A 17348-nucleotide genomic window follows, 5' to 3' on the forward strand; every position below is an offset into this window, starting at 1 on the left:
CCCCCCTGTCCACGCCCGGAACCGATACTACTCCTGATCGTCCAACCGGCCATGTGGTTCCCTTCCTATTCCTGCCGTAAACCTTAATTCGTAAGCTGAATCAGGAACCGGCAGCATGAAGAGAGCCGCGCTTTGTCCCCGCGGCTCTCTTTTGTTCACATCACAAAGTCGCTCACTTGCACCACCGTCCTGCCGGTGCCGTCGTCGGCAAGTGTGAAGCTGTGGGCATCGTAGACGCCGAGCAGGTGGAGCGTGGCGTTGTGCGTGCCGTCCGAGACGGTCAACGTTCCTCCGGTGCCGTCGAGGTCCGCCTGATAGGCAGCGGACGTTCCCGTGCCGAACAGGATGTCTTCGAGGTTCACCTTGTCGTCATTGGTGATGCCGGCGATGCTTCCGCTGAAATCGAAGGAATCGTCCAGCTGCAATGTGCCGGCGGCATCCGCCGCGAACGTGACGTCGGTTGAAGAGGCCGCACCGAATTCCAGCTTCGACAGGTTGCCGATCGTGGCGTCGCCGTCGCCAGTGACCTGGCCGTTGATGTCAATGTTACCGCCATTGGCCCACAGCATGCCGGAATTCGCCAGCCCACCGGTGATCGTAAGGCCACCGGAGCCGGTTGCCTCCAGCGTTCCCGAATTGACGACGACGCTGCCTCCAGTATCGATGACCAGCGCATTCGAGCCGGTGGCGATGATGGTGCCCCTGTTGTCGAGGCTGAGCATCCCGCCGCCCAACTGGCCGGCGCCCGAGATCGTGTTGTCGACATTGACCAGAGTGACGTCGGCAGCAGTGCCGGAGATGACGTTGGCGGCGCTGTCGGACAGCAGGATATGCCCGCCACCCTGCAGGGTCACGCCATGCTGGATGACCTGCAGCAGCGTATCGCCGCCCGCCGAGTCGAGCGAGATGAGACCGCTGTTGTTGATAATGCCGCTGAGCGGCAGCAACGCGCCGTCGCCGATCGTCATGGTTCCGGCATTGTTGACCACCGGCGTCTGGTCGAAGACGAAATTGCCGTCCGTGAGCGCACTCGAATGCACGCCGTCGAGCAGGATCGACTGCCCGTCGCCAAGCGTGATCACCGCGTTGCCGTTGGCGTCGTCGGCCATATGCGCCTGGATGTCGGCGAAGCTCTGGACGCCGGAATAACCGATCAGGTCGATCTGGTCAGCGGCCGCGTCGAAGCTGTGCACCGTGTCGTTGCCGATCGGCTGTGAGAAGACGAACAGGTCGTTGCCGCTCGATCCGGTCAGCACGTCGTCACCGGACCAGGCGAAGATCGGCGAGCCCGGCGCGTAGGCTTCGACATTGTCGGCGATCGACATGTTTCCCGTCGTGCCGTCTGCGTTGGTCCAGTTCATCGAGACGTCGAGCACCACCGCCCCCGCGAAATCGGCAGGCGTTGTGACCGTCAGCCCGTGCAGGTCGTTGGTCTGAACCGTCCAGCTCCCGTTGGCGTTGTGGGTTGCACCGTCGATGGTCCATCCCGAAGGCACGTCCTTCACCGTGACGGTGATGAGCGCACCCTCATGCGATGGATCGGTGAGGGCGAGATTGATTGGCTCGCCGGAGGTGCCGGCGGGAGCTGCATGCGTCATCGAGAACGTGTTCCCGGCTGGATCCGTAGCAGTTACGGTCAACGTGTGGTTTTGGAGCTGCGCCCCATTTGCGATATCTGTAAAGGTCCAAGTGGAACCGTTCTTGACTATCGAAGCCCACGTGAGCGGTGTTCCGGCATCGGTAATGGTAAAGCTAGAGACCGCGTCGGAAACGCCTGTCACAACAATCCTTTTGCCCGATCCGCCGGATGTCTCGTAAGTCCAAGCCGTAAATGTAGGATTCTCCCTGTCGATCGCGACCGTGTCGGAGCCCGCACTACCGGTGTTGCCGGCGGTGTCGGTGTAGCTGCCGGCCGTCACCGAGACCGAGCCCTGGCCGGCGAAGCCGTCGTCGGCCGTGAAGGTGGCGGTGAAGACCAGCGGGTCGGCCGTGGCGGTGAGGCCGGTGACCGTGCCGTGCGTGGCGGTAATGTCGGCTATGGTGAAGCTGGCGCCTGGCGCCTCGGAGAAGGCGAAGGTGACGACCGAGCTGGTGTCGCTGTCGCTGAGCGAGGTGTCGACGATGTTGACGGTCACCGTCGGGTTGAGCCTGTCGATCGCGACCGTGTCGGAGCCCGCACTACCGGTGTTGCCGGCGGTGTCGGTGTAGCTGCCGGCCGTCACCGAGACCGAGCCCTGGCCGGCGAAGCCGTCGTCGGCCGTGAAGGTGGCGGTGAAGACCAGCGGGTCGGCCGTGGCGGTGAGGCCGGTGACCGTGCCGTGCGTGGCGGTAATGTCGGCTATGGTGAAGCTGGCGCCTGGCGCCTCGGAGAAGGCGAAGGTGACGACCGAGCTGGTGTCGCTGTCGCTGAGCGAGGTGTCGACGATGTTGACGGTCACCGTCGGGTTGAGCCTGTCGATCGCGACCGTGTCGGAGCCCGCACTACCGGTGTTGCCGGCGGTGTCGGTGTAGCTGCCGGCCGTCACCGAGACCGAGCCCTGGCCGGCGAAGCCGTCGTCGGCCGTGAAGGTGGCGGTGAAGACCAGCGGGTCGGCCGTGGCGGTGAGGCCGGTGACCGTGCCGTGCGTGGCGGTAATGTCGGCTATGGTGAAGCTGGCGCCTGGCGCCTCGGAGAAGGCGAAGGTGACGACCGAGCTGGTGTCGCTGTCGCTGAGCGAGGTGTCGACGATGTTGACGGTCACCGTCGGGTTGAGCCTGTCGATCGCGACCGTGTCGGAGCCCGCACTACCGGTGTTGCCGGCGGTATCGGTGTAGCTGCCGGCGGCCAGCGAAACCGTGCCGGTGCCGGTGAAGCCGTCTGTTGCCGTGACCGTCGCGGTGTAATGGGTGGCGTCGACCATGATCAGCGACCCGACATCCAGCGTGAGACCGGTCGACACAGCAATGTCGGATTCGGTGAAGCTGGCGCCTGGCGCCTCGGAGAAGGCGAAGGTGACGACCGAGCTGTTGTTGCCGTCGCTGAGCGCGCCGTCGACGATGTCGACCACAACGGTCGGGTTCTCGGTGTCGATGGTGACGGTGTCGGAGCCGGTGCCGCCGATGTTGAGGGCGGCGTCGGTGTAGCTGCCGGCGGCCAGCGAAACCGTGCCGGTGCCGGTGAAGCCGTCTGTTGCCGTGACCGTCGCGGTGTAATGGGTGGCGTCGACCATGATCAGCGACCCGACATCCAGCGTGAGACCGGTCGACACAGCAATGTCGGATTCGGTGAAGCTGGCGCCTGGCGCCTCGGAGAAGGCGAAGGTGACGACCGAGCTGTTGTTGCCGTCGCTGAGCGCGCCGTCGACGATGTCGACCACAACGGTCGGGTTCTCGGTGTCGATGGTGACGGTGTCGGAGCCGGTGCCGCCGATGTTGAGGGCGGCGTCGGTGTAGCTGCCGGCGGCCAGCGAAACCGTGCCGGTGCCGGTGAAGCCGTCTGTTGCCGTGACCGTCGCGGTGTAATGGGTGGCGTCGACCATGATCAGCGACCCGACATCCAGCGTGAGACCGGTCGACACAGCAATGTCGGATTCGGTGAAGCTGGCGCCTGGCGCCTCGGAGAAGGCGAAGGTGACGACCGAGCTGTTGTTGCCGTCGCTGAGCGCGCCGTCGACGATGTCGACCACAACGGTCGGGTTCTCGGTGTCGATGGTGACGGTGTCGGAGCCGGTGCCGCCGATGTTGAGGGCGGCGTCGGTGTAGCTGCCGGCGGCCAGCGAAACCGTGCCGGTGCCGGTGAAGCCGTCTGTTGCCGTGACCGTCGCGGTGTAATGGGTGGCGTCGACCATGATCAGCGACCCGACATCCAGCGTGAGACCGGTCGACACAGCAATGTCGGATTCGGTGAAGCTGGCGCCTGGCGCCTCGGAGAAGGCGAAGGTGACGACCGAGCTGTTGTTGCCGTCGCTGAGCGCGCCGTCGACGATGTCGACCACAACGGTCGGGTTCTCGGTGTCGATGGTGACGGTGTCGGAGCCGGTGCCGCCGATGTTGAGGGCGGCGTCGGTGTAGCTGCCGGCGGCCAGCGAAACCGTGCCGGTGCCGGTGAAGCCGTCTGTTGCCGTGACCGTCGCGGTGTAATGGGTGGCGTCGACCATGATCAGCGACCCGACATCCAGCGTGAGACCGGTCGACACAGCAATGTCGGATTCGGTGAAGCTGGCGCCTGGCGCCTCGGAGAAGGCGAAGGTGACGACCGAGCTGTTGTTGCCGTCGCTGAGCGCGCCGTCGACGATGTCGACCACAACGGTCGGGTTCTCGGTGTCGATGGTGACGGTGTCGGAGCCGGTGCCGCCGATGTTGAGGGCGGCGTCGGTGTAGCTGCCGGCGGCCAGCGAAACCGTGCCGGTGCCGGTGAAGCCGTCTGTTGCCGTGACCGTCGCGGTGTAATGGGTGGCGTCGACCATGATCAGCGACCCGACATCCAGCGTGAGACCGGTCGACACAGCAATGTCGGATTCGGTGAAGCTGGCGCCTGGCGCCTCGGAGAAGGCGAAGGTGACGACCGAGCTGTTGTTGCCGTCGCTGAGCGCGCCGTCGACGATGTCGACCACAACGGTCGGGTTCTCGGTGTCGATGGTGACGGTGTCGGAGCCGGTGCCGCCGATGTTGAGGGCGGCGTCGGTGTAGCTGCCGGCGGCCAGCGAAACCGTGCCGGTGCCGGTGAAGCCGTCTGTTGCCGTGACCGTCGCGGTGTAATGGGTGGCGTCGACCATGATCAGCGACCCGACATCCAGCGTGAGACCGGTCGACACAGCAATGTCGGATTCGGTGAAGCTGGCGCCTGGCGCCTCGGAGAAGGCGAAGGTGACGACCGAGCTGTTGTTGCCGTCGCTGAGCGCGCCGTCGACGATGTCGACCACAACGGTCGGGTTCTCGGTGTCGATCGCGACCGTGTCGGAGCCCGCACTACCGGTGTTGCCGGCGGTATCGGTGTAGCTGCCGGCGGCCAGCGAAACCGTGCCGGTGCCGGTGAAGCCGTCTGTTGCCGTGACCGTCGCGGTGTAATGGGTGGCGTCGACCATGATCAGCGACCCGACATCCAGCGTGAGACCGGTCGACACAGCAATGTCGGATTCGGTGAAGCTGGCGCCTGGCGCCTCGGAGAAGGCGAAGGTGACGACCGAGCTGTTGTTGCCGTCGCTGAGCGCGCCGTCGACGATGTCGACCACAACGGTCGGGTTCTCGGTGTCGATGGTGACGGTGTCGGAGCCGGTGCCGCCGATGTTGAGGGCGGCGTCGGTGTAGCTGCCGGCGGCCAGCGAAACCGTGCCGGTGCCGGTGAAGCCGTCTGTTGCCGTGACCGTCGCGGTGTAATGGGTGGCGTCGACCATGATCAGCGACCCGACATCCAGCGTGAGACCGGTCGACACAGCAATGTCGGATTCGGTGAAGCTGGCGCCTGGCGCCTCGGAGAAGGCGAAGGTGACGACCGAGCTGTTGTTGCCGTCGCTGAGCGCGCCGTCGACGATGTCGACCACAACGGTCGGGTTCTCGGTGTCGATCGCGACCGTGTCGGAGCCCGCACTACCGGTGTTGCCGGCGGTATCGGTGTAGCTGCCGGCGGCCAGCGAAACCGTGCCGGTGCCGGTGAAGCCGTCTGTTGCCGTGACCGTCGCGGTGTAATGGGTGGCGTCGACCATGATCAGCGACCCGACATCCAGCGTGAGACCGGTCGACACAGCAATGTCGGATTCGGTGAAGCTGGCGCCTGGCGCCTCGGAGAAGGCGAAGGTGACGACCGAGCTGTTGTTGCCGTCGCTGAGCGCGCCGTCGACGATGTCGACCACAACGGTCGGGTTCTCGGTGTCGATGGTGACGGTGTCGGAGCCGGTGCCGCCGATGTTGAGGGCGGCGTCGGTGTAGCTGCCGGCGGCCAGCGAAACCGTGCCGGTGCCGGTGAAGCCGTCTGTTGCCGTGACCGTCGCGGTGTAATGGGTGGCGTCGACCATGATCAGCGACCCGACATCCAGCGTGAGACCGGTCGACACAGCAATGTCGGATTCGGTGAAGCTGGCGCCTGGCGCCTCGGAGAAGGCGAAGGTGACGACCGAGCTGTTGTTGCCGTCGCTGAGCGCGCCGTCGACGATGTCGACCACAACGGTCGGGTTCTCGGTGTCGATGGTGACGGTGTCGGAGCCGGTGCCGCCGATGTTGAGGGCGGCGTCGGTGTAGCTGCCGGCGGCCAGCGAAACCGTGCCGGTGCCGGTGAAGCCGTCTGTTGCCGTGACCGTCGCGGTGTAATGGGTGGCGTCGACCATGATCAGCGACCCGACATCCAGCGTGAGACCGGTCGACACAGCAATGTCGGATTCGGTGAAGCTGGCGCCTGGCGCCTCGGAGAAGGCGAAGGTGACGACCGAGCTGTTGTTGCCGTCGCTGAGCGCGCCGTCGACGATGTCGACCACAACGGTCGGGTTCTCGGTGTCGATGGTGACGGTGTCGGAGCCGGTGCCGCCGATGTTGAGGGCGGCGTCGGTGTAGCTGCCGGCGGCCAGCGAAACCGTGCCGGTGCCGGTGAAGCCGTCTGTTGCCGTGACCGTCGCGGTGTAATGGGTGGCGTCGACCATGATCAGCGACCCGACATCCAGCGTGAGACCGGTCGACACAGCAATGTCGGATTCGGTGAAGCTGGCGCCTGGCGCCTCGGAGAAGGCGAAGGTGACGACCGAGCTGTTGTTGCCGTCGCTGAGCGCGCCGTCGACGATGTCGACCACAACGGTCGGGTTCTCGGTGTCGATCGCGACCGTGTCGGAGCCCGCACTACCGGTGTTGCCGGCGGTATCGGTGTAGCTGCCGGCGGCCAGCGAAACCGTGCCGGTGCCGGTGAAGCCGTCTGTTGCCGTGACCGTCGCGGTGTAATGGGTGGCGTCGACCATGATCAGCGACCCGACATCCAGCGTGAGACCGGTCGACACAGCAATGTCGGATTCGGTGAAGCTGGCGCCTGGCGCCTCGGAGAAGGCGAAGGTGACGACCGAGCTGTTGTTGCCGTCGCTGAGCGCGCCGTCGACGATGTCGACCACAACGGTCGGGTTCTCGGTGTCGATGGTGACGGTGTCGGAGCCGGTGCCGCCGATGTTGAGGGCGGCGTCGGTGTAGCTGCCGGCGGCCAGCGAAACCGTGCCGGTGCCGGTGAAGCCGTCTGTTGCCGTGACCGTCGCGGTGTAATGGGTGGCGTCGACCATGATCAGCGACCCGACATCCAGCGTGAGACCGGTCGACACAGCAATGTCGGATTCGGTGAAGCTGGCGCCTGGCGCCTCGGAGAAGGCGAAGGTGACGACCGAGCTGTTGTTGCCGTCGCTGAGCGCGCCGTCGACGATGTCGACCACAACGGTCGGGTTCTCGGTGTCGATGGTGACGGTGTCGGAGCCGGTGCCGCCGATGTTGAGGGCGGCGTCGGTGTAGCTGCCGGCGGCCAGCGAAACCGTGCCGGTGCCGGTGAAGCCGTCTGTTGCCGTGACCGTCGCGGTGTAATGGGTGGCGTCGACCATGATCAGCGACCCGACATCCAGCGTGAGACCGGTCGACACAGCAATGTCGGATTCGGTGAAGCTGGCGCCTGGCGCCTCGGAGAAGGCGAAGGTGACGACCGAGCTGTTGTTGCCGTCGCTGAGCGCGCCGTCGACGATGTCGACCACAACGGTCGGGTTCTCGGTGTCGATGGTGACGGTGTCGGAGCCGGTGCCGCCGATGTTGAGGGCGGCGTCGGTGTAGCTGCCGGCGGCCAGCGAAACTGATCCCGTTCCAGAAACCCCGTCGGTCCCGGTAAAGGTGGCGTGATAAGTGGTCGCGGTGTCCTGCGTGAAGCCGCTGATCGTGCCGTTAGTCGCGGTGATATCGGCAGCTGTGAAGCTGGCGCCCGGGGCCTCGCTGAAGGTAAAGGTGACAACGGAGCTGTTGTCGCCGTCGTTGAGGGCGCTGTCGACGATGTCGACCACGACGGTTGGGTTGAGCCTGTCGATCGCAACCGTGTCGGAACCAGCACTACCGGCGTTGCCGGCAGAGTCGGTGTAGCTGCCCGCCGTCACCGACACCGAGCCGGTGCCGGCGAAGCCGTCTGCTGCTGTAAACTTCGCCGTATAATGTGAAGCGTCAATCATCACAAAATCAGTCAACGTGCCGTGGGTTGCCGTAACGTCGGCTAAAGTGAAACCCGCCACAGGGCCAACAAAAGTGAACGTTACGACCGAGTTATTGTCGCCATCACTTAAGGCCGAATCGACAATATTGACGTATACGGGAACATGGCCGTCACTATCGAGAACGGTAACTTGCTCGATCGCGGAAACTTTAAGGTTGATCGTAGTGAACGCAAATTCTGCCTGACCTGCTTGGCCGGTATTCGTGTTCGAGTTCGCGGCAATGAAGGCACGAAACTGAGCAATCTCAGTGTTAAACGCTGTCATAAATGACGCATTGGCTAGTTGATCATTGCTTAGATAGATAGCGAGCGTATCGATCTCGGCAGTGCCTTTCGCAGCATTGCCGTTGCCGCCGTCATAGATGTCGTAGCCGGAAAAGGTTGTTTGTCCACCGGTTGTCCCGGTGCCGTATACTAGGCCACCCATCTTGTACTGATTTTCCCACGCACGGTAGATAAGCGTGTCGGCTCCCGATCCGCCCAGGACCGTATCGAACCCACTGCCTCCATCGAGCGTATCGGCGCCTGAACCGCCATTCAGGCGATCGCTTCCGGCACCGCCCAAAAGCACGTCGTCTCCACTACCGCCGACCAGATTGTCGTTGCCGCTTGTACCAGTTGTCGTTGCCATACCCCGTCCCCTATATCGCTAGTTGTTCTTGTCGATCATGAAGTGTCGACATCGACCTGCCGCTTGCGGCGGGGTCGCTCAAAAATTGTGAATCTGTGAGGGCAAGTTCGCCTTCGCCAACTAACGGCTTGATCCTGGTAGAGAGCGCCGGACCAAATGAGTTCGCATTCAGACCAATGGCACGTGTACCAATGCCAAACGCCCACGCCCACACGTCCGGCAAACACAGCTTGATGCCTGCTGAATCTTCGTAGGCAACAGCGGGCTTCTTCGGATCGGTCGAGGCGGAAAACCCATCATCGATAGAGCAAAGTGCGATTCCGGCTAGATCGTTGCTCAGCACATCAAGAGAAATAATGGTCAGGGGGGTGGAAATGGGGAGGAGCGTATCTTCGGCAAAACGGTGGGCGTCGTGTCCGGCCTGTGGCGCATCGGGAAGCGACGTCGACATTCCGTCGGCGTCTATGATCTGAGAAGAAGCCATAATACCCCCTTTGCCCATACACAGATGCCCCCACATCCGTTTGCCGACCGCACTGAAAGACAAGCCACTCCTGTCAAAAACTCGTAGACGTCCATTGTCAGCAACTCGTAGACGTCTATTGTCCGCGCATCCAACCCGCCGCAACGTTGCGGCCTTAGGAACAGCCTGGCTCAGCAAGGCCGTTTACAGACGGATGGCAGCTCGATGTTGATTCTGCGACGACATTGGTCGTCGCACTGCGTCTCCCCAACCCAACTCCGTCGGCTAACTCGTTGGTTGCCGATCATAAGTTTAAGAAAATACTTATATTAGGAGATCATTAACTCTGACGAAGGGGAAGCGTCAACGTCCAACTTGGCGGAACAGTTAATAGTCGAAGTCAAAATATTCGCGAGCGGGGGCTTGCTACACTTGTAGCACCTTCGCTCGTGTGCTACAAATGTATCGTGATGTACGCCACCGACCGAATCTTCCCCGCTGCCAAAGTCTGTGTAGTCGCAGGCTGCAAAGACGTGACGTTTCGCGCATGGCGCCGCAGAAATGGACTGTTCCCTGAGCTGTGGGGCGGCAGGACCGTCAACCATTTTTCGATCCTCGATATCTGCATGGTGCGGCTAGTGGTCGTTCTTACGCGCCACGGCTTGGGGGCCGACGACGCAGTCGCATTCGTCCAGGGCAAGGATCTGCTGTTCGGCCTCAAGCTGTATCTCAGCGGCATGCTCGATGACAGCCGCGGCGAAGAGATCGTCGGGTTCAGCTTCAGCGAGGAGACCACCGCCGACACGAAGGTGATGTTGATGGAAGGCGAGGGAACCATCGTCGCGGCGGGCGATGTTCCACCGCCGCGCATAACGTATTTTCATGAAGGCGCCGGTCAGGCCACGTTGAGCGAAGCAATGAAGAACAACAGAGGCGTGGCTACATTCTTGAGTGTTCGCGCGATAGTTGACCATGTGCTCGACAGGCTCGGCGTTATTGCCTCGGTAGAGGAGTAACGGACTATGGTCGGCACGCCCGTTTCCTTCAAGGCGGCCGACATTGCACGCGCCATCAAGGGCGCGCGAAAGGGCAACATGGAGCCGGGCAGGGTAGAAATCGATCCCGTTACCGGCAAGATCGTCGTCATCGCGGCCACACAGACCACCGAGTCGGAAAATGCCCTAGACAAATGGGTGAAGAACCATGCGCGTTCGCCTTAAGGGACTGAACAGCCGCACCAAAACGCTCGCCGATGGCAGGGTCGTCACTTACTATTGGGCATGGAAGGGTGGACCGAGCCTGCCGGGCAAACCGGGAGATCTGGAATTCATGGCGGCTTATTACGCCGCCGTCGCCCGCAAGGCCAAGCCTCGCCAGGGCGTGCTGTTTTGGATCTTGAACGCGTTTCAGGCTAGCTCGGATTGGGATGACCTAGCGCCACGAACCCAGGCTGACTACGTCAAATTGATTAGGGTCCGGACCCATAAACCGCTTTCATTGATGCGGCTGCCGTGATTCAAGGTCACCGACTGGAGGCTTCGATGGATCGGGACTATTTCTGGCTGACGGGCGAACAATTCTCGAAGCTCAAGCCGCATCTTCCAACTGACACGCGGGGCAAGGCTCGCGTGGATGATCGGCGGGTTATCAGCGGTATCATCCACGTCATCAAGAGCGGTGGACGCTGGGTGGACGCACCTGCCGCCTACGGTCCGAGGAAGACGCTCTACAATCGCTTCCATCGCTGGGCTAACAAGGGCATCTGGACCGGCATATTCCAAGCCTTGGCCAGTGCTGGTGGGCCACCGGCACAACTGCTTATCGATTCCTCGGCTGTTCGTGCCCATCGCAGTGCGGCGGGCGGAAAAAGGGGGAACTCAACCAGGCAATTGGCAGATCACGCGGCGGGCGCACCACCAAGATCCACGCCCTGACTGATGGAATGTGCAGGCCAGTCGCCTTCCTTTTGACCGGCGGCAACGTTGCCGACTGCAAGGCGGGCGAGGTGCTGATCGATCAGATGCCGACGACAACCCTGCTGAACGCCGACAAAGGCTACGACAGCGACGCAATTCGTCGCCAGGTCAAGCAGCGCGGCGCTTTCGCCAATATTCCACCGAAGGCAAACAGGAAGTGGAAGAACTGCTTCTCGCCCTACCTCTACCGCGACCGCAACGCCATCGAGCGCATGTTCTGCAGGCTTAAGGACTTCCGCCGCATCGCCACCCGATATGATCGATTGGCTACCAACTTCCTCGCTGCGGTCTGCATCGCAGCGACAATCAGCTATTGGCTCTAACGCCGAACCCGAACTACTTGCAAAATTGTGGGATCATAGGCAAACAGTAGTCTGGCGTGATGTCGACGCTCAGTGCGGAAGGACAGGTCGCTCCTGTAGGGCCCGCAGCGGCATTTCGGGCTTAGATAGTCGGGGTAACCCGTTTCGGTGCGAATCCGAACCCGGTCAGGGTCGCCCCCTGATCGCCTCATAACAATTCAAGCACAATGTTGCCGAGACTGACGACAGCGCTGCAGCGCTCGCACCACAATTATGAGTCTTGGCCCTAAGATCATCGAGAAGAAATTTGGCGAATTCCCGCTGTCAGGCATGAGCGATAGGCGCACGCGCGGCATCTTCATGGAATGGCGCGACGACCGTGCCAAGGCGTCTCGCCGCCAGGCTGACTACGGCTGGCAGGTTCTCGCCCGGATCCTATCGTGGGCGCTCGGTCGCGGCCTTGTGTCAGCCAATCCATGCGAGAAGGGCGGGCGACTCTATCGCGGCACGCGAGCCGCGAACGTCTGGACCGCAGTCGACGAGGCAGCATTCTATGCCAGCGCTCCCGCGCATCTTCATTTGCCGCTCACGCTCGCTTTGTGGACGGGGCAGCGCCAGGGTGACCTACTGCGCCTGACCTGGCAGCAGTATGACGGCAAGCTGATCCGCCTTCAGCAATCCAAGACGGGAACCCGCGTGGTCATCCCAGTCGGCGCGCCGCTGAAAACTGCGCTCGATGCGCTGCGTGGCAAGGCCGGCCAGATATTGCTCAACAGCGACAGCGTTCCGTGGACAGCCGACGGCTTCCGGTCGTCCTGGCGCAAGGCATGCGCCGCCGCCGGCGTGGTCGGCGTCACCTTCAATGATATACGCGGAACGGCTGTGACGCGCCTGGCGATCGCCAGCGCGACGGTGCCTGAGATTGCGACGATCACCGGTCACAGCCTGCGCGATGTCAACGCGATCCTCGATTCCAATTACCTCAATCGCGATCCGGCGCTCGGCGAAAGCGCCATCCGCAAGCTCGAAACGGGAACAAAAATTCCCGACCGTGCGTCCGACTGACACGAAATCTTCTAATTATGAAACGGGAAAACCGCTCTAAAATCAAATGGCTGGGGAACCTGGATTCGAACCAGGACTAACGGAGTCAGAGTCCGTGGGTCTACCGTTAACCTATTCCCCAGCAGGCGCTGTCGCGCTGGTGGGCCGCCGAAGCAGCCGCGCGTGCCTTGTAGCCGCCGCCGGAAAATAGTCAAGCCTGCGTTGCATTTCAATCTCGGTGTTTCATCAGCCAATTGCGCCAGGCTGGCGCTGTCGCCCGGCGCGACCTCAACTGTCCGTCCGGCTGTATTGCGAGTGCTCGAAGAACAGCACCACGCCGAGCGCGATCAGCAGCGGGATGATCAGGTAGAACAGGCGAAACACCAAAAGTGCCGCCAGCACGCCGACCGGGTCCATATCAGACAGTCCGGCGAGGAACACGACCTCGAACACGCCGAGCCCGCCCGGCGCGTGCGAGATCTGCGCAACCGAGAACGACACCAGGAACACGCCGAGGATGACGAAATAGCCGGGATTGCCGGCAACGGGCAGGGCAAAGAAGATGATCGCCGCCGCCGCCAGAAGCTCGATCGGGCCGATCAGCAATTGCCGCGCCACGATCGGCAGCGCCGGGTAGTGCAACTGGAAGCCGGCGATTTTCAGCGGCTTCAGATGCAGCCAGCTGCCGAAGATGTAGGCGCCGACCAGGATCAGCAAAGCGATGCCGGCGGCGATCGCCAGCCCATGGTGGGGCGCGCCGGAGAAGCGGCCGATGATCTGCGGCTCGAACACCAGCACCAGGCCGCCGACCAGCAGGCTGGAGAGCACGAAAGTGATCCAGCAGATCGCCACCAATATGCCGACATCCTGGCCGGTGAGCCCCCTGGTGCCATAAGCGCGGTAGCGGATCACCGCGCCCGAAAGCACCGAGCCGCCAATGTTGTGCGACAGCGCATAGGTGGTGAAGGAGCAGAAGGTGACGAACAGCCACGACACCTTCTTGCCGATATGTAGAAGGGCAATGTGGTCGTAGCCGGCAAGCGAGGCGTAGGCGACCACCGAGCTCAGCGCCGCCAGCACCCAGCCGCGCGTCGGGATGGCTGATATGCCGTCCCAGACATCGTCGATCGAGATGCCGCGCAGTTCATGCCACAGCAACAACAGCGACCCGATGACCGCCGCGACACCGATGACCGGCCACAGATAGCGCTTCCAATTCGTGGCCCCCCAATTCATGGAGTTGTCGTCATGTGTTGCTGCCCATCGCCCAGGCGGGCGTTAAAACGTCCGCGATTCACCAATTCCCCCTCATTTCAGAAATGCCTCATTGAAGCCGGCTATTCAACCGGCAAGGGTGAGCAGCCGGTTCGCCAACGGCGAATTCGTCGTGCCAGTGGCAAGATGAAAGGCTAGCGAACGCCGGGACGCTGCAAAGCAGCGGGGATCTGGCAGGACGCAGCCGGCAAAATTTGAGTCCTTGCTCTTGGTGATCCGGCCCGGCGCTGCTACTCTGGCGGCAACTTAAAAGATTGAAGCGCCTGCTGCGTCCGGTTTTCCGGTTCGCGCGGCGCCGGAAGGAACTGAAGTGGAAGACCACGACACCGGCGCTGGCGCGCCGGAAGTGGGCGTGTCCAGGGCTTCGCCGCCGTCAGGCGGGCCAAGCCCATCCGCCGGGTGGCCCCGCCAGGCGGGGCCTCAGTCCGGTAACGGACAGGCCGGCGAAGCCCAGCATCAGCGAGGCAAGGCGAGAAAGCGGCGCAAGCGCCGGCGTGGGCGCAAGGTTTTTGCGCGCGACGACAGCCCTCTCGCAACGGCGGCAGCGGTTGGTGCGCCGGCCTCCGTCGGCCCGGCCGCTCCAGCGCCGGTGCCTTTGCCCTCGGCGCCACAATCCCGACCGGAACAGCCAATGCATCGTCCGCCGATGCAGGAACTGCCGGTGTTTGCCGCGCTCGATCTCGGCACCAACAATTGCCGGCTCTTGGTCGCGGTGCCGCAGCGCCATGGCCAGTTCCGCGTCATCGACGCCTTCTCGCGCATCGTCAGGCTGGGCGAGGGGCTGACGGCGAATGGGCACCTGAGCCAGGCGGCGATGGACCGCGCCGTCGAGGCGCTGAAGATCTGCGGCGACAAATTGCGCAACCGCAAGATCCGCAAGGCACGGCTGATCGCCACCGAGGCCTGCCGCACCGCCGACAATGGCGTGGAATTCCTGCAGCGCGTCGAACGAGAGGCGGGGTTGAAGCTGGAAATCATCGATCGCCAGACCGAGGCGCGTCTGGCTGTATCCGGCTGCGGCTCGCTGATCGAGCGCGACACGCAAGGCGTGGTGCTGTTCGACATTGGCGGTGGCTCGTCCGAAATCGCGCTGATCGACCTCACCGGCCAGCGCTCGCCGCGGCTGGCCAACCACATCGTGTCGTGGACCTCGCTGCCGGTCGGCGTCGTCTCTCTGGCCGAACGCTTTGGCGGCCGCACGGTGACGCGCGAGATCTTTGCCGCCATGGTCGACGACGTCGCGGTGCGGCTGAAAGCCTTCGACGGCCGCGACCGGCTGAGCCATGTGCTGGCCAGTCCGAAATTCCATCTGCTGGGCACATCCGGCACGGTGACGACGCTGGCCGGCGTCCATCTCGATCTCGAACGCTACGACCGCCGCCGCGTCGATGGGCTGTGGATGGACCGCGACAGCGTCGACCGCATGGTCGAAAAACTGGTCGGCTGGGACTTCCAGCAGCGCTGCGCCAACCCTTGCATCGGCGCCGACCGTGCCGATCTTGTGCTGGCCGGCTGTGCTATCCTGGAAGCCATCCGTGCGGTGTGGCCGTCGGAGCGGCTGCGCGTCGCCGACCGGGGCTTACGCGAAGGCATTTTGAGCGAGCTGATGGCCGATGACGGCGTCTGGCGCAACAGTGGGCGGGGCCGACAGTGACCAAGAAGCCGGAAAAGCCGGGCTCCGCCAGCATTCGCGTCCTCAAAACACGAATCAAGAAGAAGTCGGGCCTCAAAGAATCGTCGCGCCGCTGGCTGCAGCGCCACATCAACGATCCCTATGTCCAGAGGTCAAAAGCCGACGGCTATCGCTCGCGCGCGGCCTACAAGCTGATCGAGATCGATGACAAGCATCATCTGCTGAAACCTGGCATGAAGGTCATCGATCTCGGTGCGGCCCCCGGCGGCTGGTGCCAGGTGGCGGCCGCGAGGACCAAGTCGACGGCGGAAAATCCGCATGTCATCGGCATCGACTATCTCGAAATGGATGCGGTGCCGGGTGCGCCGGTGCTGCTGATGGATTTCCTCGACCCGGAAGCGCCGCAAAAGCTCGCCGAGGCGCTGGGCGGCGACCCCGATATCGTGTTGTCCGACATGGCCGCGCCGACCACCGGCCACAAGCGAACCGACCACATCCGCACCATGCATCTGTGCGAGGTGGCCGCCGATTTCGCACTGTCGGTGCTGAAGCCGGGCGGGCACTTTTTGGCCAAGACGTTTCAAGGCGGCGCCGAAAACGAGCTGCTGTCGATGCTCAAGAAGAACTTCCGCTCGGTGCACCACGTGAAGCCGCCGGCGTCGCGGGATGAGTCGGTGGAACTGTATTTGCTGGCGAAGGATTTTAAGGGCAGAGAGCCACCAGTGGCATCGTCATCCTAGGGCGAAGCAAGGAGCGAAGCGACGCAGCGCAGACCCTAGGATCCATGCCGTGACGTTAACGCGTTGAAAACGCTGCACAATTCTGTGTCGCTGCATCCTTCGATCAAGATCACGGCATGGCAACTGTGTTCATGCGAATGCTTTTTTATCGCGAATGATGGCGTTGAGGACGACGAGAAGCTTTCTTGCGACGGCGATGATGGCGAGTTTCTTGGAACCTGAGCGGGCTGCGATGGCGGTGTAGAAAGTTCTGAAGCGCTCACAAGCCCCGATGGCGCCGAGCGCTGCCATGTAGAGTGCGCGACATACGCGTGATCGACCACCCTGGATCTGGCTCCTGCGATTGAGCTTGCCCTCTTGTTGTCGAAGGGAGCAAGGCCGGCGAGTGCCGCGATCGACTTGGGTGAGCGTTGGCCGAGCTCGGGCAGGTGCGCCAGCAGCGAGAACGAAGTGATCTTGGAGACGCCGGGTACGGAGATCATCAGCGCGTTGTCGCGGGCCATGTCCTCGGCTTGGGCAATGGCTTGGGCGATCTGCCCCTCGATACCCTTGATGCGGACATTGAAGGTAGCGATCAGCTCTTCGATTTCGGCGATGACAATCGCGCCGAAGGCTTCGCTGCGCTGTTTCTTCAACGTTGCCCTGATCTCGACCATTTGGTCGCGAAGGCGGGCAAGCGATTGAAGGTGTTCGCCTTCTTCGCGCGGTGCCGGCTCGGCTTCCGGGTGATAGCGGCGGCCATAGTCGCTCAGCATTCTGGCATCGAGACGGTCGGTCTTGGCGCGCCGTCTCGTCGACTTCGCATAGTGGTGGGTGTGCGCCGGATTGTGCCGCGAGAACGGCACGCCGGCCTTGGCCAGCACATGACGCAGCAGGCGGTCATGAACGCCTGTCGCCTCCATGACGACGAAGTCTCGACTGGGATGCAGGCCTGCCACATAGGCAGCGATCGCATCGGCCTGATTGTCGATGCGATGGTATTGACCGCTTGCCTCATCAAAAAAGTCCAACCACGCCTTTGAGATGTCGCAGCCGACATAGTTCTGCATTATCATGTCCACGCCTCTTCCTGTGGTGCGGGGTCTGCTTGGAACAGCCC

Annotated in this window: 11 protein-coding genes and 1 tRNA gene; 7 read left to right on the forward strand and 5 right to left on the reverse strand. The window is 62.9% G+C overall.

Features of this window, described 5'->3' with window-relative positions:
• Window positions 1-155: 155 nt before the first annotated feature.
• Both ACYG97_RS05680 and ACYG97_RS05685 read right to left on the reverse strand, forming a co-directional pair.
• Entirely contained in the window at window positions 156-8816 is an 8661-nt protein-coding gene (locus tag ACYG97_RS05680) for an Ig-like domain-containing protein (RefSeq protein WP_460221562.1), read from the reverse strand.
• A gap of 10 nt (window positions 8817-8826) precedes the next feature.
• A complete protein-coding gene (locus ACYG97_RS05685; protein WP_198029713.1) occupies window positions 8827-9363 on the reverse strand; it encodes a hypothetical protein in 537 nt (178 codons plus the stop codon).
• 386 nt (window positions 9364-9749) lie between these two features.
• Here ACYG97_RS05685 and ACYG97_RS05690 point away from each other — a divergent pair, with 386 nt between their 5' ends.
• The 5 genes from ACYG97_RS05690 (at window position 9750) to ACYG97_RS05710 (ending at window position 12622) form a co-directional block, all read left to right on the forward strand.
• Complete coding sequence (locus ACYG97_RS05690) at window positions 9750-10295, forward strand: hypothetical protein (protein WP_023734171.1); 546 nt, start codon at window positions 9750-9752, stop codon at window positions 10293-10295.
• Between the two features lie 6 nt (window positions 10296-10301).
• Window positions 10302-10499, forward strand: a complete 198-nt coding sequence (locus ACYG97_RS05695) for a hypothetical protein (RefSeq protein ID WP_023734170.1) — start codon at window positions 10302-10304, stop codon at window positions 10497-10499.
• Window positions 10483-10794, forward strand: coding sequence for a hypothetical protein (locus ACYG97_RS05700; RefSeq protein ID WP_023734169.1), 312 nt, complete (start codon window positions 10483-10485; stop codon window positions 10792-10794). Before ACYG97_RS05695 ends, ACYG97_RS05700 begins: the two co-directional genes overlap by 17 nt.
• 26 nt (window positions 10795-10820) lie before the next feature.
• Window positions 10821-11578, forward strand: a protein-coding gene (locus ACYG97_RS05705) for an IS5 family transposase (RefSeq protein ID WP_155923506.1) whose coding sequence is annotated in 2 segments (ribosomal slippage) — window positions 10821-11148 and window positions 11148-11578 — 759 coding nt in all. Because the reading frame shifts where the segments join, the coding sequence is not laid out codon by codon here.
• 252 nt (window positions 11579-11830) lie between these two features.
• Complete coding sequence (locus ACYG97_RS05710; RefSeq protein ID WP_023734167.1) at window positions 11831-12622, forward strand: tyrosine-type recombinase/integrase; 792 nt, start codon at window positions 11831-11833, stop codon at window positions 12620-12622.
• Window positions 12623-12669: 47 nt separating this feature from the next.
• Here ACYG97_RS05710 and ACYG97_RS05715 read toward each other — a convergent pair.
• Together ACYG97_RS05715 and ACYG97_RS05720 are read right to left on the reverse strand one after the other, a co-directional pair.
• Window positions 12670-12743: transfer RNA gene (locus tag ACYG97_RS05715), tRNA-Gln, on the reverse strand.
• A 146-nt stretch (window positions 12744-12889) separates the two neighbouring features.
• Window positions 12890-13837, reverse strand: a complete 948-nt coding sequence (locus ACYG97_RS05720; RefSeq protein WP_023734166.1) for a lysylphosphatidylglycerol synthase domain-containing protein — start codon at window positions 13835-13837, stop codon at window positions 12890-12892.
• Between the two features lie 349 nt (window positions 13838-14186).
• On the opposite strand from ACYG97_RS05720, the gene ACYG97_RS05725 reads away from it, so the two are divergent.
• Together ACYG97_RS05725 and ACYG97_RS05730 are read left to right on the forward strand one after the other, a co-directional pair.
• A complete protein-coding gene (locus tag ACYG97_RS05725) occupies window positions 14187-15530 on the forward strand; it encodes a Ppx/GppA phosphatase family protein (protein WP_023734165.1) in 1344 nt (447 codons plus the stop codon).
• Window positions 15527-16249, forward strand: a complete 723-nt coding sequence (locus tag ACYG97_RS05730) for an RlmE family RNA methyltransferase (protein ID WP_023734164.1) — start codon at window positions 15527-15529, stop codon at window positions 16247-16249. Before ACYG97_RS05725 ends, ACYG97_RS05730 begins: the two co-directional genes overlap by 4 nt.
• 35 nt (window positions 16250-16284) lie before the next feature.
• Here ACYG97_RS05730 and ACYG97_RS05735 read toward each other — a convergent pair whose 3' ends face one another.
• A complete protein-coding gene (locus ACYG97_RS05735) occupies window positions 16285-17298 on the reverse strand; it encodes an IS110 family transposase (protein ID WP_050590407.1) in 1014 nt (337 codons plus the stop codon).
• Window positions 17299-17348: the final 50 nt, after the last annotated feature.

The sequence above is a fragment of the Mesorhizobium sp. W067 genome (genome assembly GCF_054719525.1).